Source organism: Ureibacillus sinduriensis BLB-1 = JCM 15800 (genome assembly GCF_000772955.1).
In the GTDB taxonomy this organism is placed as follows: domain Bacteria; phylum Bacillota; class Bacilli; order Bacillales_A; family Planococcaceae; genus Ureibacillus; species Ureibacillus sinduriensis.
In genome coordinates this window covers 18,158-38,879 of sequence record NZ_JPVO01000043.1, presented here as the reverse complement: position 1 = coordinate 38,879, position 20,722 = coordinate 18,158, and the positions used below count along the sequence as shown (strand labels likewise).

The 20,722-nt window shown below is 39.8% G+C and carries 18 protein-coding genes; 3 read left to right on the top strand and 15 right to left on the bottom strand.

Annotated features, from left to right (window positions below):
• Positions 1-236 precede the first annotated feature (236 nt).
• Positions 237-1,205 carry an AI-2E family transporter gene (locus tag CD33_RS04720; RefSeq protein ID WP_084591260.1) on the top strand — a complete coding sequence of 323 codons (969 nt, stop codon included), beginning with the start codon at positions 237-239 and terminating at the stop codon, positions 1,203-1,205.
• Here CD33_RS04720 and CD33_RS04715 read toward each other — a convergent pair.
• From CD33_RS04715 to CD33_RS04680, 8 genes are all read right to left on the bottom strand, one after another.
• Complete coding sequence (locus CD33_RS04715; protein ID WP_036198665.1) at positions 1,192-1,581, bottom strand: FxsA family protein; 390 nt, start codon at positions 1,579-1,581, stop codon at positions 1,192-1,194. The two genes, CD33_RS04720 and CD33_RS04715, sit on opposite strands and share 14 nt — an antisense overlap.
• A 139-nt stretch (positions 1,582-1,720) precedes the next feature.
• A complete protein-coding gene (gene pyk, locus CD33_RS04710; protein ID WP_036198664.1) occupies positions 1,721-3,481 on the bottom strand; it encodes a pyruvate kinase in 1,761 nt (586 codons plus the stop codon).
• A gap of 23 nt (positions 3,482-3,504) precedes the next feature.
• Positions 3,505-4,464: a 6-phosphofructokinase gene (gene pfkA, locus CD33_RS04705; RefSeq protein ID WP_036198662.1), complete on the bottom strand. Its 960-nt coding sequence runs from the start codon at positions 4,462-4,464 to the stop codon at positions 3,505-3,507.
• Between the two features lie 503 nt (positions 4,465-4,967).
• On the bottom strand, positions 4,968-5,933 hold the full coding sequence (locus tag CD33_RS04700) for an acetyl-CoA carboxylase carboxyltransferase subunit alpha (RefSeq protein ID WP_036198661.1): 966 nt from the start codon (positions 5,931-5,933) through the stop codon (positions 4,968-4,970).
• Positions 5,926-6,798 carry an acetyl-CoA carboxylase, carboxyltransferase subunit beta gene (gene accD / locus CD33_RS04695; protein ID WP_036198658.1) on the bottom strand — a complete coding sequence of 291 codons (873 nt, stop codon included), beginning with the start codon at positions 6,796-6,798 and terminating at the stop codon, positions 5,926-5,928. Before accD ends, CD33_RS04700 begins: the two co-directional genes overlap by 8 nt.
• 18 nt (positions 6,799-6,816) lie before the next feature.
• Positions 6,817-7,464: a FadR/GntR family transcriptional regulator gene (locus CD33_RS04690; RefSeq protein WP_036198656.1), complete on the bottom strand. Its 648-nt coding sequence runs from the start codon at positions 7,462-7,464 to the stop codon at positions 6,817-6,819.
• 263 nt (positions 7,465-7,727) lie between these two features.
• Complete coding sequence (gene dnaE, locus CD33_RS04685) at positions 7,728-10,811, bottom strand: DNA polymerase III subunit alpha (RefSeq protein WP_036198653.1); 3,084 nt, start codon at positions 10,809-10,811, stop codon at positions 7,728-7,730.
• A gap of 17 nt (positions 10,812-10,828) precedes the next feature.
• Positions 10,829-11,776, bottom strand: coding sequence for a DHH family phosphoesterase (locus CD33_RS04680; RefSeq protein WP_036198651.1), 948 nt, complete (start codon positions 11,774-11,776; stop codon positions 10,829-10,831).
• A 124-nt stretch (positions 11,777-11,900) separates the two neighbouring features.
• On the opposite strand from CD33_RS04680, the gene CD33_RS04675 reads away from it, so the two are divergent.
• Positions 11,901-12,203 (top strand): YtpI family protein, encoded by a 303-nt coding sequence (locus tag CD33_RS04675; RefSeq protein ID WP_036198649.1) that lies wholly within the window; start codon positions 11,901-11,903, stop codon positions 12,201-12,203.
• Positions 12,204-12,258: 55 nt separating this feature from the next.
• On the opposite strand, the gene CD33_RS04670 is transcribed toward CD33_RS04675, so the two are convergent.
• Both CD33_RS04670 and CD33_RS04665 read right to left on the bottom strand, forming a co-directional pair.
• Complete coding sequence (locus CD33_RS04670; protein ID WP_036198647.1) at positions 12,259-13,566, bottom strand: DRTGG domain-containing protein; 1,308 nt, start codon at positions 13,564-13,566, stop codon at positions 12,259-12,261.
• A 144-nt stretch (positions 13,567-13,710) separates the two neighbouring features.
• Positions 13,711-14,388 (bottom strand): metal-dependent hydrolase, encoded by a 678-nt coding sequence (locus CD33_RS04665; RefSeq protein WP_036198645.1) that lies wholly within the window; start codon positions 14,386-14,388, stop codon positions 13,711-13,713.
• Between the two features lie 212 nt (positions 14,389-14,600).
• Between CD33_RS04665 and CD33_RS04660 the strand changes: the two genes are divergently transcribed.
• A complete protein-coding gene (locus CD33_RS04660; protein ID WP_036198643.1) occupies positions 14,601-15,689 on the top strand; it encodes a M24 family metallopeptidase in 1,089 nt (362 codons plus the stop codon).
• 191 nt (positions 15,690-15,880) lie between these two features.
• Here CD33_RS04660 and CD33_RS04655 read toward each other — a convergent pair whose 3' ends face one another.
• The 5 genes from CD33_RS04655 to CD33_RS04635 all read right to left on the bottom strand — a co-directional run bounded on the left by CD33_RS04655 (position 15,881) and on the right by CD33_RS04635 (position 20,466).
• Entirely contained in the window at positions 15,881-16,612 is a 732-nt protein-coding gene (locus tag CD33_RS04655) for an ABC transporter ATP-binding protein (RefSeq protein WP_036198642.1), read from the bottom strand.
• A complete protein-coding gene (locus tag CD33_RS04650; protein WP_036198640.1) occupies positions 16,605-17,378 on the bottom strand; it encodes an ABC transporter ATP-binding protein in 774 nt (257 codons plus the stop codon). The genes CD33_RS04655 and CD33_RS04650 overlap by 8 nt, the downstream gene beginning before the upstream one ends.
• Positions 17,378-18,328, bottom strand: a complete 951-nt coding sequence (locus CD33_RS04645; RefSeq protein ID WP_036198638.1) for a branched-chain amino acid ABC transporter permease — start codon at positions 18,326-18,328, stop codon at positions 17,378-17,380. The genes CD33_RS04650 and CD33_RS04645 overlap by 1 nt, the downstream gene beginning before the upstream one ends.
• Positions 18,329-18,332: 4 nt before the next feature.
• Complete coding sequence (locus CD33_RS04640; protein WP_036198636.1) at positions 18,333-19,214, bottom strand: branched-chain amino acid ABC transporter permease; 882 nt, start codon at positions 19,212-19,214, stop codon at positions 18,333-18,335.
• Positions 19,215-19,311: 97 nt separating this feature from the next.
• Complete coding sequence (locus CD33_RS04635) at positions 19,312-20,466, bottom strand: ABC transporter substrate-binding protein (RefSeq protein ID WP_036198634.1); 1,155 nt, start codon at positions 20,464-20,466, stop codon at positions 19,312-19,314.
• Between the last annotated feature and the right edge of the window lie 256 nt (positions 20,467-20,722).

Below are 20,722 nucleotides of genomic sequence, written 5' to 3'. Positions count from 1 at the left end.
CCTCTTGTAAAATATTTTAGTTGTAAGTGCTTTCTTTTTGCAGCACCTAAAATAATTCTGCTCATATGAACCTATAAGTAAATCGCTTACATCCCATATTATAATAAATTTTGACGTCTTTGTGAATGAAATTAGATGAAATTAAGAAAAAACTGATTATTTAATGAAAAATATGCTTAAAGGAGAAAAAAACGTTACAAGTGACATATGAATTACATGAAATAGAGGTGTGAATTTTGCAAACAAGTAAAAAGAACGTCATTCCGTATAAAAAAAACCTTAAATATTTACTGTTGATTTTGTACTTTGTTGTATTATGGCTTATATTACCTGTATCCATAGCCATATTTTTTGCCTATTTTTTGTTCCCTATCATCAACTTTTTTCACAATAGGTTAAGAATACCATACATATTAAGCGCTATTTTGATTTCCATGTTAATATTTCTTTCGACTTATGTATTCTTTTTTATGACTGTCCAGAGCATTATTTCTATTTACCCTGAAGTGAAGGTGCAAGTTCAAAATTTGGATATTCTAAATTCAGGTGACCACATCTTATTGGAAACTGTGTTCAATAAGTCATTGTCTTATATCGATGGCGCCATCATGGGTATTGCAAATGTACTTCAAGATATCTTGTCCTATATTATCGAACTTTTTATTTTTATCGTTGCGTTCTTTTTCTCCATATTCGAATCAAGAAAAAACAAATATTGGTTTTTCGTTTATGTTCCAAAACAATATCGTGAAGAATGGAAAGGCTATTTTACTAAGGCGACAGGTCTTTTTGGGTACTTTCTCTATGTTGAATTTCAACTGTTCATCATTACCTTCTTATTATTGAGCGGTGGACTGGCATTGTTGCAGTTTGAACATCCTATCAGCAAGTCCTTTTTAATTTCATTGGCGGACGCCCTTCCGTTTTTCGGAATCGGCCTATTCCTCATCCCGATTGCTATCTATTTCTTCGTAATTGGAGAAAAATTTCTATGTTTCTCATTGATCATTCTTTATATTTTCATTCAGTTAACACGGCAAATTGCGGAATCTTTATTATGGGCTTCCACTTTCCATCTAAGAACTGTACATACTTTCTTTATCAGTGCGGCCTCCATTTTATTGTTTGGTGTCTATGGAATATTAATCAGTCCGTTCCTACTGTTGATTGCGGTGAAAATCAAGCAAAAATCTATTTATGAATAATGAACATTTGCCCATTTTTCATTTTATTTCTTAACCAGTAGTAGATTGCAGGCTTAAACAACTTTCTCGTATATGGAAGAATCAAAGATACACCTAAGAGATCTGTTAAAAACCCTGGAGCGACTAATAAAACTCCACCTGCAAAAATTAGAAAAGTATCGATGATGGCAACTCCCGGGGCGTTCCCTTCAGCGAGGTTCGTTTGTAATCTACGTACAGACTCGATCCCTTGTTTTTTGGCGACCAAAGCGCCAATCACACTAGTCAACATGATCAACAATAATGTTGGCAAGACACCCAGCAATTTTCCAACCACTATAAAAACGGCTATTTCAACTAATATCGCAGCTATCAGTGCACCTATTATTTTTCGCATTAATGAACCTCCACTTTTGGACTTGTTTCTATAATAGTATATACGCTTTCATGGAATAATAGTTTCAACCTGCTCACAAGAAAAAAGGGGCAGCCTCTAAAGTCGAGGCGCCCCCTTTAATTTTACTCAGTTCTATTGTTTACAAAACACTTGCATGGCCTTTATAAATTACACCAGTTTCTGCGTCCATCGTAATTTCTTGGCCGTGTCGGATAAGTGTTGTAGCTTCATTTACGCCAACAATTACAGGAATGCCGAGGCTTAAACCAACGACAGCAGCGTGGCTTGTCAAGCCGCCTTCTTCCGTAATAATTCCGGCACATTTCTTAATTGCTTCCATCATTTCACGGTCGGTTCCTACAGTTACTAAAATAGCATCCTCAGCATCGTAGCTGCGTGCTTCTTCAGCGTTCTTCACTACAATTGCCTTACCAACAACCGAACGCTTGCCAACACCTTGCCCTTTTGCCAATAAATCACCAATTACATGTACCTTCATTAAGTTGGTCGTACCTGCCTCACCAACAGGAACTCCCGCCGTAATGATCACGACATCTCCATGGTCCACGTAGCCGTGCTTCAACGATTCATCCACTGATAATTCCAAAATTTCGTCAGTTGTCGTCACTTTCGGTGTAACGATAGGTGTTACCCCCCAAACAAGCGTTAACTTTTGTGCTGTCGATGGAATATTCGTTATGGCGATAATGGGCACCCCTGGACGATATTTTGCGATCATTCTAGCGGTTGTGCCGCTTGCTGTAGGTGCAAGTACGGATTTTACGCCAAGGTTTATGGATGTATAAGCAACCGCTTGGGAAAGAGCCTCCGTCATTGTAGCTCCTCTTTCTTTACTGCGCTTGTTTACAATCGCTCGATAATCTTGCGAGTTCTCTGTATACTCCGCAATTTTATTCATCGTGATGACCGATTCGACCGGGTAAAGTCCGGCAGCTGTTTCACCGGAAAGCATGATGGCATCTGTTCCATCAATAATTGCGTTGGCAACATCACTTGCTTCAGCACGTGTTGGACGTGGATTGCGCTGCATCGAATCCAACATTTGAGTCGCGGTAATGACTGGTTTGCCTACTAAATTGCATTTTTTAATTAATGTTTTTTGAACAAGCGGAACTTCTTCTGCCGGAATTTCAACCCCCAAATCCCCTCGGGCAACCATTAAACCATCCGAGACTTGGATAATTTCATCAATATTATCGACACCCTCTTGGTTCTCGATTTTTGGAATGATTTGAATATGGCTACCATTATTTTGTTCAAGCAATTCACGGATTTCAAGAACGTCTTTAGCTGTACGAACAAAGGATGCAGCGATAAAATCAACCCCTTGTTCGATACCGAATAAAATATCCTGGGCATCTTTTTCGGTAATTCCAGGAAGTTTCACGGATACGCCTGGTACGTTGACACCTTTTTTATTTTTCAAAAGGCCGGCATTTTCAACAATTGTATGGATTAAACCTTTTTCAAGATCCTTTGCAAGTACACGGAGTTCGATCAACCCATCATCCAATAAAATGCGATCGTCCTGGTCTACATCTTCAATTAGGTTTTCATACGTCACAGAGAAGCAGTTTTCATTTCCTATTACCTCTGTCATCGAAATGTCGATTACTTGTCCTTGCTTAAGATGCAACTCACCATTTTCCATTGTATGTGTACGAATTTCAGGACCTTTTGTATCTAATAATATTCCTACAGTTTTATTCAATTTTCGTGCCACTTCACGAATTGTCGCAATTCTGACTGAATGTTCTTCATGATTCCCGTGGGAAAAGTTTAATCTTGCTACATTCATTCCTGCTTCCATTAATTTGGTAAGCGATTCACTCGATTCACTGGCTGGACCAATAGTACAAACGATTTTTGTTTTTCTCATAGTCTTCTCTCCGTTTACTATAGTTAGATTGAAAGTTCTTTTGATAATGTATATAGACTTAAGTCTGCCTTATGCTTGTTCGAAAATGCTTCTTCCAAGTCATAGTCGTAAAGTTGATGATTTTTGATGCCGACTGCCCTTCCACTTCTTCCTTCAAGCAGCACTTCTACGGCTTTGGCCCCAAATTGCCCTGCCAGCACCCTGTCTCGGGCAGAAGGTGATCCACCACGCTGGATATGACCAAGAACCGATACTCTAGTTGTAATGTTTGCTTTTTCATTTAAGATTTTTGCCAATTCATTTCCGGCCATCACACCTTCAGCCACAATGATGATGCTGTGCTTTTTACCACGGGCAATACCGTGTTCAATACGAGCTACTATGTCATCGATATCGAATTCTTCTTCGGGTATCAAAATTGATTCGGCACCCGCTGCTAGCCCTGCCCACAATGCGATATCCCCAGCATCTCTGCCCATTACCTCGACAACGAAGGAATTTTCGTGCGAAGTTGCGGTATCACGAATTTTATCGATCGATTCAATTACGGTATTCAGTGCCGTATCAAAGCCAATCGTGTATTCCGTACCCGGAATATCATTATCAATAGTTCCTGGAACGCCTACACTTGGGAAGCCTTTTTTTGTAAGTTCCATTGCACCTCTGTAGGAACCGTCTCCCCCAATTACAACAAGCCCTTCTACACCTGCTTCCCTCATTTTCTCGATACCTTGCAATTGATATTGTTCTTCCTTGAATTTAGGGCAACGAGAGGAAAATAATTTCGTCCCGCCCCGCTGGATAATTCCACCTACCGAGCCTAAATCCAACAGTTCCATTCTGCCTTCGATAAATCCTTCATATCCATGGTAAATCCCCATTACTTCAACACCATGGAAATTCGCTTTACGTACTACAGCACGAATGGCTGCATTCATCCCTGGAGAATCTCCCCCACTTGTTAATACGGCAATTCTCTTCATCTCGTAAAGAACCTCCTAATATATCCTCTTTTTACACACATTAGCATAAAACGAAATAAATGTGAGCATTTCAAAAAAGTATAACGATATTTTTACAAATAAAACAAAAGCTGGGGAAAGACTCAAAATTTAAACTAATAACTAATCCTTGTTAATATTTTACCCTTATTCCGAAAAAAAAACGAGCATCTCTATAATATCAAATCAAATGATTTCATAAACCTATCCAACGATTGAATTCCGTGATAAGAATACTAATAAAACTCCCTGTTTTTCATGATAGATTATCATGTAGAGAACGTTAAATTTATAACGATAACTTAAGTTCCATCGGCTCTGTGGTTAAATGCGATACCGCCACCCTCAGTCATTGGATCAGGACCTCTATTAGTACTCCTATCTCCAATCAGAATATCTTCTTAAAAAAACGACAAAACCCATTTAGGATTTTGTCATTTCGCTGGCATTATTTTCAAAGTATTCTATTAGCATCTCATGCTCAATCAGTTTACTTCTTCTTCGATGAATTCCCCTATTTTTCTAAATTTCTCGTATCGATCATCAATCAATTCAGCTTCTGATAAAGAATTCAGTTGCGATAACGCTTCGGAAATGCAATTTTTTAATTCTAGTGCTTGAGCTTGTACATCCCGGTGCGCTCCCCCAGCAACCTCATTGACAATCCCATCGATAATCCCCATCTCTTTCAAATCAAACGCAGTAATTTTCATAGCCTCTGCCGCTTGTTTAGCCAATGATGCATCTTTCCAAAGAATTGACGCAGCACCTTCCGGAGAGATAACAGAATATGTTGAATTTTCTAGCATATAAATTTTGTTTGCAACGCCTAACGCCAGTGCTCCCCCACTGCCACCTTCACCAATGACAACACTAATAACAGGTACTTTTAGTCCAGCCATTTCAAAAAGGTTTCTTGCTATCGCTTCACTTTGTCCACGTTCTTCAGCAGCTTTACCAGGATAAGCTCCCTTTGTATCAATAAAACAGATGATTGGCCGGTTAAATTTTTCTGCTTGCTTCATTAAACGTAATGCTTTTCGATAGCCCTCCGGATGCGGCATCCCGAAATTACGTCGTATATTTTCTTTTGTTGATTTACCCCTTTGATGACCGATAATCGTAATCGGCTGCCCTTCAAAACTTGCAATTCCCCCAATTATTGCTTCGTCATCTCCGAAAGATCGATCCCCATGCAATTCGATAAAATCCGAGAAGATTTCTTCAATATAATCGGATGTGGTAGGACGTTGGGCATGTCTAGCTACTTGCACCCTGTCCCAAGGCTCCATATTTGAGTAGATCTTTGCTTCTAATTGTTTAAGTCGCGTTTCAAGTGTTTCAATTTCGCTTGACATATCGACTTCTGCACTCTTGGCAATTTCTTTTAATTCACCGATTTTTTCACGTAGTTTTACAACAGGTTCTTCAAAGTCAAGAGACTTAGACATTCGAAACTCCTCCTTTTTGGTGCAGCTTAACAATTGTCGCTAACTTATCGCGCATTTCTTTGCGATGGAAGATAGCATCCAGTTGACCATGTGCAAGTAAAAATTCCGCTGTTTGGAAATCTTCCGGCAGCTTTTCACGAACCGTTTGTTCAATTACACGTCTCCCAGCAAAACCGATTAAAGCTTGTGGCTCAGCAATGTTTAAATCCCCTAGTGATGCAAAACTTGCCGATACCCCTCCTGTTGTCGGATGGGTCATAATAGAGATGAAAAGCAGCCCATGATCACTATGGCGTTTAAGTGCAACACTTGTTTTGGCCATCTGCATAAGCGAGATTACGCCTTCTTGCATACGTGCTCCACCACTAGCAGTGAAAATTATAAATGGCAATGAATATTCCGTCGCTTTTTCAATCGCCCGTGTTATTTTTTCGCCAACCACCGATCCCATCGAACCCATACGAAAATGCGAATCCATAATGGCTACAACCACTTGCGATCCATCAATGCTTCCCATTCCCGTCAATACCGCTTCGTTTAAACCCGTTTTATGTGAATCAATCTCAATTTTGTCTAGATAGGAAGGGAATTTTAATGGGTTGGAAGTACGCAGGTTCTCATCGAAAGACACAAATGTACCTTCATCCATTAAAATAGAAACTCGTTCCCATGCAGTCATTTTGTAGTGATGATCGCAATTAGGACAAACTTTTAAATTGTTGTCCAATTCCTTCGTTAAGTAGATTTTTTTACACTCCGGACATTTTGTCATTAAATCTGCTGGAAAGGAGTTTTCTTTGTTGCGGTCTACAATGACACCTTTTTGTTTCTTTTTGTTAATAGATAATAAACTTCTAATTGCCACTGTTTTTCCCCCTTGCATTTATGATGATGAATTTTTCAAATAGTGCATCCAGTTTTCATATGCGCTGGTAGCTTCATTTTCATAACCTAGCTGCAATGATTTTACTAGTCTTTGAAGCATCGGTTTTTCTTCTTCAGTGGATAGCTTTTTTAATGGTGTTGCACTATATGCGACGAGCTGCAGCCATATTTTTAAAGCTAATCTATTACCGGATGCAATCATTATTTCTCTTAGTAATAGGTCCCTGACAATTTCATTCTCTAGTTCCAGTTTCATGAACAAGCTCTCCCAAACCGGCAAACTTCTTAAAGATTGTTCTGAACATATGACTCTTATGGCTTCCTTTTCATGCATTCTTCTCACTATATGAACATCCTCTATCGCCTTATTTTCTTGTAAAATAAAGGATGCTAGGAGCTCAACCAGTTGGTTGGATGAAACAGAAGATAAAAAGGTACCCCCGCCATGTCTTGTTTCGATAAGTCCCAGCAGCTCCAAGCTGCGCAGCGCCTCTCTTACTGAAGAACGGCCAACATTCAGTCTTTCAGATAGTACACGTTCTGAAGGTAGTTTTTCCCCCGGTTTAATCCCCTCGTGTTTAATTAACTGTCTTAATTGATTAACAATCTCTAAAAATACTTTTTTGTTTTCTTGTTTTTTATCCATAAGCACCCCGCATGACGTTAGGAACTAAAGGCATTTTTATCCGCACAAATGTAAATCACATAACAAACATTAGAAATGATGATATTTTGGTTAGACTAGAAAATATAATGAGCTCTGAAAAACTGATTTTTGGTTTTTAAAATTTTATCAGCTTAAAAGTGGTCTGACCACTTTCCATTAGAATACATAATGTTGTTCCTTTTGTAAAGAAAAAACTGTGCAACAGTTGCACAGTTTTCGTAATTAACGTTTCTTTTTTCTCGCTATTGACCGATTTCCATCGTTTTTACTTTAATTTGCAAATTTCCATTGCGTTGTTCCAGTATTCCTTCAACACGCACAATCCTGTCCTCTTTGATCCAGCCGATGACTTCATTATAGCTTTGCGGAAAAAGTGTGGCAGAGATCGACCCATACTCGTCCTGCAGTTGGATAAAAGCCATTAACTCCCCTTTTTTCGTACGGATTTGGCGTATACTTTCAACCATCCCCACAAATTTTATAAAGCTATTTGATCGGGCTTGATCAAGGCCTTTTGTCGTAGCATTCACGTCTTGCCATTTCGCTCTCTCCAATGCAACCGGGTGCTCGCTTAAGTAAAAACCTAGCGCTTCTTTTTCAAACTGGAGCTTCATCTTTTCGGGTATTGTATGTGCTTCTACATATTTCGGTTTGCCAAAGATTAAGCTATCGGTTGTGAATAAGTCATTATCTTCTTCGTTTGGTCGAACGAGTGAAGCATGCTTTCCTGCAGCTTCGATGGTGGCCAAAAGTGTAGCTCTATCTTTCCCGAAATCATCTAAAGCTCCTGACTTCACCAAAGGTTCGATGACTTTTCGAGTAAAGTGGACAGCACTCAAAGATACAGCCAAATCAAAAATATCTTCAAAAGGTTGCTCTTTCGATTTTCGAATGGCGATAATTTTTTGCAAGAATGGCTGCGGTACACCTTTAATGGCCGATAAGCTGAACCGTATTTTCCCTTCTTCCACTGTAAAAAACCGCTGGCTCTTTCGGATAGAAGGCTTCAAGACAGCTATCCCCTTATTTTTTGCTTCTAGTATCAACTGGAAAAGCTTTTCATGATTGCCTGTAGCATTCGTCATCAGGGCGGCGTAAAAATTGGCCGGGTAGTTTGCTTTCAAATATGCCATTTGATAGGAGATTATACTATAGGCAACTGCATGGCTCTTTGGGAAACCATAATCCGCAAACCGAACAATTAAATCGTAAACTTCTTTTGCTATACTTTCCGGGTAGCCTTTCGATATTGCTCCGTTTACAAATGCTTGTTGCTGTTGTTCCATCACTTCCCTTTTTTTCTTACTGACAGCTCTTCTTAACAAGTCCGCCTGACCGATTGTAAAACCGGCAAATATATGGGCAATTTGCATTATTTGCTCTTGATACACAATTACTCCATATGTCTCCTTTAGAATTGGTTCCAGTACAGGATGCGGCATCCCGACACGCTCCTGCTTCGCTTTCCTTCTGGCGTATACTGGAATAAATTCCATCGGGCCTGGTCGATAAAGGGCATTTACCGCCACAATATCCAAAAACTCAGTCGGCGCTATCACTCTTAACGCATTTTTCATCCCATCCGATTCAAGCTGGAATATTCCCGTTGTATCACCATTTCTTAATAGCTGAAAGGTTTTTTCATCATTTAATGGGATTTGGTCAAAATCGATCCACTTTTTATGTGTGTAGTAAATTGATTGGCGGATATTTTCTAATATTGTTAAATTACGGAGGCCCAAAAAATCCATTTTTAATAAGCCTACTTGTTCAACTTCTTGCATCGGCCACTGTGTTAAATAAATCCCGTCATGCCCTTCTTCAATGGGCACTACTTCAACTAATGGCATTGGGCTAAGTACTACCCCCGCAGCATGTGTTGATGCATTCCTTGGCAGACCCTCAAGTTTTTTCGCCGCTGTAAACCAAGTTTTCCGAATTTCTTCGGCTTCCACCCACTTCCGGAAGCCTTCGGAAGTTGCATAGACTTCCTGCAAAGTAATTCCCGTTTTATTGGGTATCAACTTCGAGATCATGGCAAGTGTCTCACTTTCGAAATTGAACATCCGGGCAACATCTCTTGCCACAGCCTTTGCAGACAAAGTCCCAAAGGTGATAATTTGAGCTACATATTGTTTGCCGTATTTATTGGCTACATATTGAATGACTTCCTGTCGCTTTGTATCAACAAAGTCAATATCGATATCCGGAAGGGTAATCCGTTCAGGGTTTAAGAATCGCTCAAATAATAGGCCATATTTTAAAGGATCTACCTGAGTTATATTCAAACAATAGGCAACAAGCGAACTTGCAGAGGATCCACGTCCGGGACCCGTCAAGACTTTCGCATCTTTGGCGAAGTTCATGAAGTCGGCAACAATCAGAAAATAATCTGCATATCCCATGGAAATAATGACCTGTAATTCATATTGCAGCCGGTTAACGTACTGTTCATTTGGGGTGTTTGTCTGCAAACGTTCCCTCAGGCCCGACATAGCCATTTCAGCCAAAACTGTTGCCGAAGTCTGACCGGATTCTAAGGGGAATTTTGGCATGAAGTGTTGATCATACGAAAGGTCAACCCGACAGTTCAATAGAAAGTGCCTGCTATTTTCGAGCAATTGGGGTTGATCTTGATACCAATCTTGCCACTCCGCTGCTGTTGGGACAAACTTATTTTCATGAGGACTATGTATTGCTTCGTTCAGTTTGACACCCGTTTCGATTGCTCTCGCAACCTTATATGCAAAATGGTCTTCCCGATATAAAAATAAGCATTCGTGAGTGGCTATACATTTTATGTTGTATACTTGACTCAAGTGCATGGCTCTTTGTTCTATCGGCGAAATAATTCCTCCACTTCGAGCAATACCAAAGTAAAAATCAAATTGGAAAGTTTCGGCAACCTGCTCTACAAATCCCACATTGCTCTCACTGAACCACTGCTCAGATTCCGTTGAAATAACGGCCGCACACCCTTTTGAATAAGCTGCCAGCCAACGCCATGGAATCTTTTCATCTTTACGGATGGAAATACTACTGCTTATTTTCAATAGATTTTTATATCCGTCATTATCTTTTGCGTATATGATCAGCGGAAGGGAAATTTCATCGGTAAGTTCAACCATAATGGATAAACCGATCACCGGGTGAATTCCGTTTTTCTTCATCGTATACCAAAAAGGCAAAAGCCCGTACAATTTCGTATTAACCATTGCACACACTATTGCCTTCTGGGATTGTAAAAAAGGGATGAGCTCTTCCATACGAATTGTACTTTTCAATAAATCTGCACTCGTTCGTATTTGTGGATATACAACTGTCACACTTCATCCCTCCAATATTATTTTTTAAATTGTTGGCAGATTTCTTTTAATTCTTCTATTACCCGGCTTGCTTCTTCCCATGAATATGCGGTTGCACCTGAAGCAAGGGGATGCCCACCTCCGTTGAACTTCTTTGCTAGCTCATTGATGACAGGACCTTTCGAGCGAAGACGTACACGGATTTGTTCCGCTTCTTCCACCAAAAATACCCAAGCAACAACCCCTTTAATATCACTTAAAGAACCCACCAATAACGACGTATCGGAAGGCGTTACTTGAAACTTCTCCAGAACTTCTTTTGTCAGTTTTATAAAACAAGCTCCATTTTCATCTATTTCAAAATTTTCATAGATATATCCTTGCAGATGCAATAAATTTGGTTCTTTCTCATACATCCCGTTAAATACTTCAGTTCTGTCAAAATTATATTTGATCAATTGGCCTGCAATTTCAAATGTTCTTACAGAAGCACTTGGATAGATGAAGCGACCCGTATCACCAACGATACCCGCAAAAAGGAGACGTGCACTTGCATCTGGCAAATTCCAATTTTTATACTCTTTTCCTTCCATGAATAACTCATAAATCATTTCACTGCATGAACTTGCGCCTGTATCCACCCATAACAAATCACCGTATTGATCATCATTCGGATGATGGTCTATTTTAATCAGGAATTCGCCGGCATTATATCGAGTATCATCAATCCGTCCTGTATTTGCAGTATCTGTTACTATAACCAGGCTTTCATTAAATACTTCATCAGTGATTGTTTCCGGAGTTTCCAAAAAAGTTAGAGACGGATCGTGTTCCCCAATCGCATAGATTCTTTTATTTGGGTAGTTCGCTTCTAGTAGTCGTTTTAGTCCAAATTGTGAACCATATGCGTCCGGATCCGGCCGAACATGTCTATGGATGATTATTGTATCATATTGCTCAATTTTGTCGATGATTTGTCGTTTCAAAAGGAATTCCTCCTGTATCTTCTGTTTTTCGTTTTATGTGTTAGCTTTTTTTTATAAAAATCGTTACAATAATGGAAGCACTCAGTACATAAAGCAATTACGCACCTTTTGGGAGGTAAAATCGGTGAATATATTTTTCTTGTTTTTTATAATCGTCTCATTTGCAGCTTATCTTTACAACAAAGCGAAGGAATTCCGTTCCACTCTGCCTATTCAAAGGAAATGGTATAAAGCAAAAGCTGGTGTTGCGCTCGGAATTTTCGTGATTTTATTCGGCCTTAATACATGTGTCGTTAATCCAACAGTAGTCGGCTTTTTAATTGCCGCCGTATTTATTCTGGTTGGAGGCGTCAAAGCCTTTTCCAGCTATAAACGAGTTCGCCACGAAGGCCGGTTTGTTAAAGAAGAGTATGAATTAAATAAGTAAGTCCAATAGCCTAAGCAATATACAAGCATTTTTTGTATATTGCTTTTTGTTTTATTCAGCGTTCCAATAATTGGAACATCATCATTGCTTTACCGACAAGTACTGTCTCGTTAAAAATATCAAAATCCATTTTCACGAATTTGCGGCTCATATCCAAGATATGTGGAACAACTGTTAATACACTTTCCATTTGAACGGGTTTAATAAAGTATATCGTCATATTTTCTGCAACGGCGTCTCCCCGTTTTCTCCGTTTTAATGCAAAGGAACCCACTTCCGAAAGCAAGGTAGTAAATGCCCCATATGAGATAGCGCCATACTGGTTGGTCATTTGCGGGGTTACTGTAAACTCGACTACAACATCCTCTTCTCCCATAACTTTCATTTCCGCTTTTACCAAGTCGTCTATTGTCTCGCCATGCTGCGGCTGGCGTTGGGCATGCTGCAACGCTTTTAGTACATCTTGCCGACTAATGACTCCTTGCAGTATTCCATCATCATTGACAATCGGCAATAAATCGATTCCTTCCCAAATCATCCGGTGCCCGGCAGAGGCCACACTTGTTTTCATGGAGCCTGAAATCGGATTTTTAGTCATCACTTTATCAACCGTTTCACTTTCTTCCCTTCCAATAACATCTTTTACCGAAATCATTCCGATTAGCTTATTGGTCGCGGTCACTATAGGGTAAGCTCCATGTGTGGTCTGCAAGTTGAGCTTATGGAAGTCTGCGATTGTATCCGTTGTTTTTAATGAATACGTTTCCTCAATTGGTACATAGATATCTTCAATCAACAATATATCCTTTTTAATGAGCTGGTCATATATTGCTCGGTTAATCATTGTAGCCACGGTAAATGTATCATAACTTGTAGATATCACTGGCAATTCCAATTCATCAGCCAGTAGTTTATTGTCCTCGGTTGTATCAAATCCACCGGTAATCAACACGGCCGCCCCTGCTTTTAATGCATTTTGATGAGCCTTGAAACGGTTTCCTACAATGAGTAAACTTCCAGCATCGGTATAGCGCATCATGTCATCTAATTGCATCGCTCCGATGACGAACTTGCCTAGCGTTTTGTGCAACCCGTCTTTTCCACCCAATACTTGTCCGTCGACAATATTGACTATTTCGGCATAAGTTAGTCGCTCAATATTTTCTTTTTTCTTTTTCTCTATTCGGATGGTTCCAACACGTTCAATGGAACTTACTAAACGGCGGTTTTCAGCTTCTTTTATCGCTCTGTATGCCGTTCCTTCACTCACTTGCATTTCCTTAGCGATTTGCCGAACTGAAATTTTATCGCCCACAGGCAGTGATTCTATATACTGTAAAATTTTCTCATGTTTTGTTGACACACTTGATCACCTATTCCCATCTATCTTTCCTGATATTAGTGTACCATATTTGATATATGTATAAAAAAAGAAAGTAGCGTAAAATACAGGGTCACGAAGGATGTTTATCATACTTTGCTCCCTTTGCTACTTTCTTTTATTCAACTATAGTTCCACATTTTCACCAGGTTTTACAATCTGTACCTTACTGTCCTTAACAAGTTCGGCAAAGACTGATGGATCTTGTTTGATTACCGGGAAAGTATCGTAGTGGATGGGAACAACTGTCTTCGGTTTAAGCAATTCCACTGCATAAGCAGCATCTTCCGGTCCCATTGTAAAGTTATCGCCAATTGGTAGGAAGGCAACATCAATTGCATTTCTGTCTCCAATCAGTTTCATATCCCCGAATAGGGCTGTATCACCAGCATGGTAAATTGTAAGCCCTTCTGCATAGAATAATATGCCCCCCGGATTGCCTGTATTAATCACTTCGTTTTCCGTTTCATAGACGGAGCCATGAAATGCTAAGGTATATTTTACTTTTCCAAACGGAAATTCATATGCCCCACCGATTCCCATAGCATGTACATTTAAGCCTTGCTTACCGAGATAAACCGCCAATTCGTTTGGTGCAACCACGAGGGAATTATTTGCTTTCGCCAATTCCACAGTATCCCCTACATGGTCGTTATGTCCATGAGTCAAAAGAATAACATCAGGTTTTTCTTCTTCCACTTTCAAATCTGTCAGTCCATTCCCGCTAATGAAAGGGTCAATCAATATTGTTTTGTCGTTTGTTTTAATCTTTACAACCGAATGTCCATGATATGAAATTTGCATTGTCTGTCCTCCTGTGAATTATGATCAAATAATCTAATTCTTTTTTTAATCGTTTTTTTCCTTCTTTTGCTATACTATAGACAGCTGAATAAAGTAAGTGTTTCCAAAAGTTGAGAACTTCAACGAATCATGCTTTTATGCTGCACGGTAAAATTATACAGTTTATAACAATACCCGTGCAATTTTTTGATGAAACCGCTAGGAGGATTTTTATGAGCAAAATACAGCAATTACAAGCTTATTTAAAAGAAAATCAATATGATGCAGCTTTTATTACAACGCCAGATAATGTTTTTTATTTCACCAATTTCAAAAGCAATCCACATGAACGTTTATTGGGGGTGATGGTGTTCCAGGAGGCGGAGCCTTTCTTGATTTGCCCAAAAATGGAAGTACCGGATGCGGCCAATTCTGGATGGAGCCAAGAAATCGTTGGCCATTTGGATACGGATAATCCATGGAATCTAGTTGCGCAAGCAACGCAGTCACGAGGCATTACACTTTCCAATCTAGCAATCGAAAAGTCCCATCTAACGGTTGAACGTTTGGAGAGCTTACAAGAAATTTATCCACAAGCCAACTTTGTACGACTTGATGATAAATTGAACGAAATGCGTGTGATTAAAGACGAAGTTGAAATTGAAAAGCTGAGAAAAGCCGCTCAACTTGCCGATTATGCAATTGAAGTAGGTTGCAAGGAAATTGCGGAGGGCAAAACGGAAATTGAAATCTTGGCCGCAATTGAAACAGCTGTTCAAGCAAAGGGCTGTAAAATGTCCTTTGAAACGATGGTGCTTTCCGGTCCAAAAACAGCTTCTCCGCATGGTACACCTGGCGATCGCCAAATCCAGAAGGGGGATATGATTTTATTTGATTTAGGCGTTATTTACGAGGGCTATTGTTCGGATATTACACGTACAGTTGCCTATGGGGAACCAACTGAAGCACAGAAGGAAATATACAATACCGTACGAAAGGCAAATGAAAATGCAATTGCAGCCGTTAAACCGGGGATTCGTGCAATGGAATTGGACAAGATTGCACGTGAAACCATAACTGATGCCGGTTACGGGGAATACTTTACTCATCGTCTAGGTCATGGACTTGGGATTTCGGTGCATGAGTTCCCTTCTGTCACTGGAACGAACGAATTGGAGCTTAAAACAGGAATGGTCTTCACAATTGAGCCAGGTGTTTATAAATCGGATATAACTGGTGTCCGGATTGAAGATGATGTGGTTGTTACAGAAAATGGTGTGGAAGTTTTGACGAAGTTCACAAAAGATCTAATCATTCTTTAATATTAACGGCAAAAATGAAGGCTAGCCCAGACAGTCTTGAAAACGCTTGGCAGACAAGGCGGGCAGTCGAGTGAAGACCGGAGTAGAATAAAACGATCACAAGAGGACGAATGAGACAACCAACGCAAGGAAAGGGTTTCTCAACAATATGAGGTGGTGCAAAGACTTCCTTCGCACCACCTTTTTTAATCTTATTTCACCAGCGCTTGTTCACTAGTCGATTTTCTACCTAAATACGCTTCAACAATCCTAGGATCCACTATTAAATCTGATGCTTTTCCATCAATAATGATATTTCCCGTCTCCATTACATAACCGTAGTCTGCGATTTTTAACGCTTGTTTTGCGTTTTGCTCAACAAGAAGCACTGTTGTACCTGCATCTTTAATCTCCTTAATGATCTTGAAAATTTCCGCAACAATTAATGGCGCAAGACCCATTGAAGGCTCATCCAGTAATAGGAGCTTCGGTTTCGATAATAATGCACGGGCGATTGCCAACATTTGTTGCTGCCCTCCCGACAATGTTCCCGCCATTTGGGTTTGCCTTTCATGCAAAATCGGGAAACGTTGCATAACATTTTCAATATCCGCTTTCACGGCATGATCTTTTCGATGATATGCTCCCATCTCCAAGTTTTCCAATACCGTCATGCTCGATAAAATGGCACGTCCTTCAGGAACTAGGGCAATTCCTTTTCTTAATAATTGATCAGGACGTAATCCTGTTACATTCTCGCCCAAAAACTCGACGCTGCCGTTTTTAGGTTTTAGTAATCCTGCGATTGTTTTCATTGTCGTCGATTTTCCGGCTCCGTTTGCACCAAGTAAAGTAATGATTTTACCTTCTTGAACCTCCAAATTGATGCCTTTTAATGCTTGGATTTGACCGTAATACGTTTCAACATTTGATAAGTTAAGCACTTTCGTATTCCTCCTCTTTTCCGAGGTAGGCTTCGATAACTGCTTCGTTGTTTTGTATTTCAGTTGGCGTTCCTTCAGCGAGCTTTTCACCAAAATTCAGTACCGTAATACGATCACAAAGTTTCATGACCAGCGGCATATCATGTTCAATAATTAACACGGTGATTCCTTTTGATTGAATCATTTTAATCAAATCATACAAACTATCAGTCTCTTTTTCATTCATGCCTGCCGCAGGTTCATCCAATAGTAAAAGCTTTGGATTGCTTGCCATTGCACGTGCAATTTCCAATCTTCTTTGTTGGCCATAAGCCAAATTTTCCGCAAGTGTATCTTTATGTTCAAGGAGACCCACCAGTTCCAACAAGTCTTCAGCTTTCTGATTGAGCTGTATTTCTTCTTCTCTTTGTTTTTTTGTTCGAAACACACTGCTAAATACACCTGAAGAACTCCGGCTATGTCCACCAACCATTACGTTTTTAAGGGCTGTCATTTGTGAAAATAGGCGAATGTTCTGGTATGTCCGGCAAATCCCCTTCTCTGTTATTTTATGAGACTTAAGGCCGGTAATGGTTTGGCTGTCGAAAATGATGTCCCCGGAAGATGGCTCAAAAATATTTGTGATTAAATTAAACATGGTTGTTTTTCCTGCACCATTTGGGCCTATTAACCCGTAAATTTCTCCTTGTTTGATAGAGAAAGAAACATTTTTCAGGGCATGAATGCCGCCAAAGTTTTTTGAGACATTTTTTATGTCAAGCACCATTATCGCATGCCCCCTTTTGAACGTTTTATTCCTTTAAATCTTCCCAATAAATGGATGTCCAAGATTCCTTGAGGACGTACAGCCATTAAGATAACGAGCATGATACCGTATATAATATATCGATATTCACTTACAAAACGTAATAATTCAGGCATCAGCGTTAAGAATATAGCGCCAAATACCGATCCGATAATGACCTCGCTGCCGCCGAAGACAGTAAAGATCAAGATTTCAACAGCCCGGTGATATGAAAAATCGGAAGGAGATATATAACCCATTACATGCGCAAACAAAGCACCTGCAAGTCCTGCTAAAAATGCACCTTGCGCAAATGATAACACTTTGAAGTACATAATATTGATTCCCATGGATTCCGCCGCTTTTTCATCCATTTGTATGGATGAAAACGACCTTCCGACTCTTGAGTTCTGTTGTCTTACAACAAACCATATCGTTGCGAGAACAATAAGGAATAACAATATGAACACCAATAAAAAAACAAACTGGTTATTTTTCAAGCCAATCATGGAAGGTTCAAATCCAAATCCCCTAACTAGATTCAGTAGTTCTCTCCCGATTTGTGGAACTCCTGTCAAACCGATCGAACCTCTTGTCAGTGACTCCCAGTTTACAAAAATCACACGGATTACTTCTCCCAACCCCAGAGTTGCAATTGCTAAATAAACACCGGTTAATCTTAGAGAGGGTAGACCGACAATAATTCCTAAAATACCCGCCAAACATGCACCGGCCAGCACACCGAGAAAAATAGGCAAATCAAAATTGATGGTTAGTAGAGCCGATGTGTATGCTCCAATCCCCATAAACCCTGCACTTCCCAAGGATAATTGTCCAGATGACAAAGGAACATAAACACTGACAGCCAATAAAATATTGATTAAGATAAATGAACCAATTTGTAAGTAATACGGATTAATGAAATCTAACATGCCCTCACCTGCCTTCTGCCATCTTTGAACCAAAGATTCCTTGAGGCCTTAATAGTAGTATTAAAATAATCATTATGAATGCAATGGCGTCACGATAGCCCGAATCCCCATAAGCAACGAGGAACGTTTCGGAAAGACCAAGCAGCAATCCACCAACCATCGCACCTTTGACATTTCCCATTCCACCCAAAATAATGATTGCAAGGCCTTTTAGACCGATCGCCAATCCCATTTGTGGACTAACCGAGTTGAACGCCATTCCGACTAAAATTCCCGCGATGCCTCCCATCGCAGAAGCAATAATGACAGTTAAGGTAATGATTTTTTTTGTATCTACCCCGAGTATGCTAGCCGTCTCCAAATTTTCTGCAGTCGCACGCAAGGCCTTCCCAGCTTTAGTTTTTGATAGCCAAATTGATAAACCTATCATTAATATGATGGAGATTGCGAAAATAACAATTTGCACGATATAGACTGTCACCTGACCAATTTCAATACTAATTTCTGCAAATTCTGTTCGGAACGGTTTATTTCCGGCCCCAAAAATATGATGCGACAAATTTTCAAGCAAGATGGAAACACCAATCGTACTAATTAGTGGCGCTAAATGGGAAACCCCCTTTTTGCCTCTCAAGGGGCGCAGAGTCATTCGCTCCAACAAATAGCCCAATATTGAAGTCACGACAATCGAAGCTGCAAATGCAAGCCATAAAGGCCATCCCAGTACCCCTGTCGTCATTACACCTACAAAGGCGCCAACCATAAAAATTTCCCCATGGGCCATATTGATAATCCCTAAAACACCAAAGACAAGGGTAAACCCTAGGGCGACAATTGCATATATACTCCCAAGGGTTATTCCATTAATTAATTGTTCTAATAGCACGCTAATCATCCTTTAATATCAATTTTGATGAAATCTATTAGTCTATTTGTAGATTCATATTTACATGCATGCATCCACCAATCGCTTGCGAGACGAATTACTCGAATTCTACGAATTTTCCGTCTTTAATCTCCACAACTTTTACGTCCATGACAACATCTCCTATTTCGTCAAAGGAGAAATTGCCTAGGAGACCTTCGAAGTCTTCCGTTGCAGCGAGAGCTTCATGGAACAATTCGCGATCAGCTTCTCCCGCTCTTTTTAAAGCGTCCGCATAAATATATAGCGCATCATAAGCCTGTGCAGCGAATTGGTCCGGTAGTTCACCGTACTCTGCTTCATATTTTTTATTGAAATCGACTACTTTCGTTTCTTCTGATTCCCCAAACCAAGGCGTAGCTACGATTAAACCGTTCGCTGCATCCCCAGCAATTTCAATCACTTGAGGAGAGTTGAAACCATTACCTCCAACAAATGGTACTTCAATGCCCATTTTACGAGCTTGGTCCATTATTACAGCCCCTTCGTTGTACAAAGCCGAAGCTAAAATCAAGTCAGGATTTGTATTTTTGATCTTTGTTAGCTGTGCATTATAATCGCTTTGTCCTTTTTGGAAAGTTTCAATCGTTAAAATTTCCAATCCCATATCTTCTGCTGTCTTCTTCATTGTTTCAAAACCGGATTGTGTTAAAACATCATCATTTCCATAAATCATTGCTACTTTCTTTGCTCCGGTTCTTTCAACCGCTTTTTCCATTGCTGTCGGAATGGCCAGTGCTTCTGGAATGGCGTTTCTGAAAACATAGTCACCAATTTCCGGAATCCCCTCGGCTGTTGTTGAAGTTCCCATGATTGTGATACCATTTAAGTCTGCTTCCGGTGCAACCGCAAAAAATTCAGTACTTAATGTTGGACCAATAATCGCAAGTATATTATCATCGCTCATTAATTTTTGCGAAGCTGAAAGAGCTTGCTCCGCTTCACCTGCGGAATCTTCTATTACCAATTCAATGTTAACTTCACCTTGTTCATTTATCTCGCTTTGCGCCAATTTCAAGCCCTGTGTTATTGCTTCTCCATAGGCGGCACCAGCTCCAGTCAAGTACGATACTACCCCAATTTTCGCATTGAGCGTTCCACTTTGTTCCCCAGTTGCCCCCTCACTTCCTGCATTCTCCCCGCTGCATGCTGCCAGTAAAAGCAACATCAAAACTGCACATAATGCGAATGATTTACGAAGTAACTTGTCCATAATAATCCCTCTTTTTCCTAATTTTACGAGCAATTCTATTAAATTACATTTCTGCGTAAAAGTAAATAGTAATTTCTAAATAATTCGTATTTTCAGATAACTACTAATGTGATCTACTAGAAAACTTGATAGATATACACCATAAGTATACTCGGGCAACATTGAGCATCATTTTGATAGTTCACCCTTCTGGTTAATTAAAAAAACTACCTGCCGGGTTTAATTTCCAGCAAGTAGCTTCCAAAAGTCTATTCAG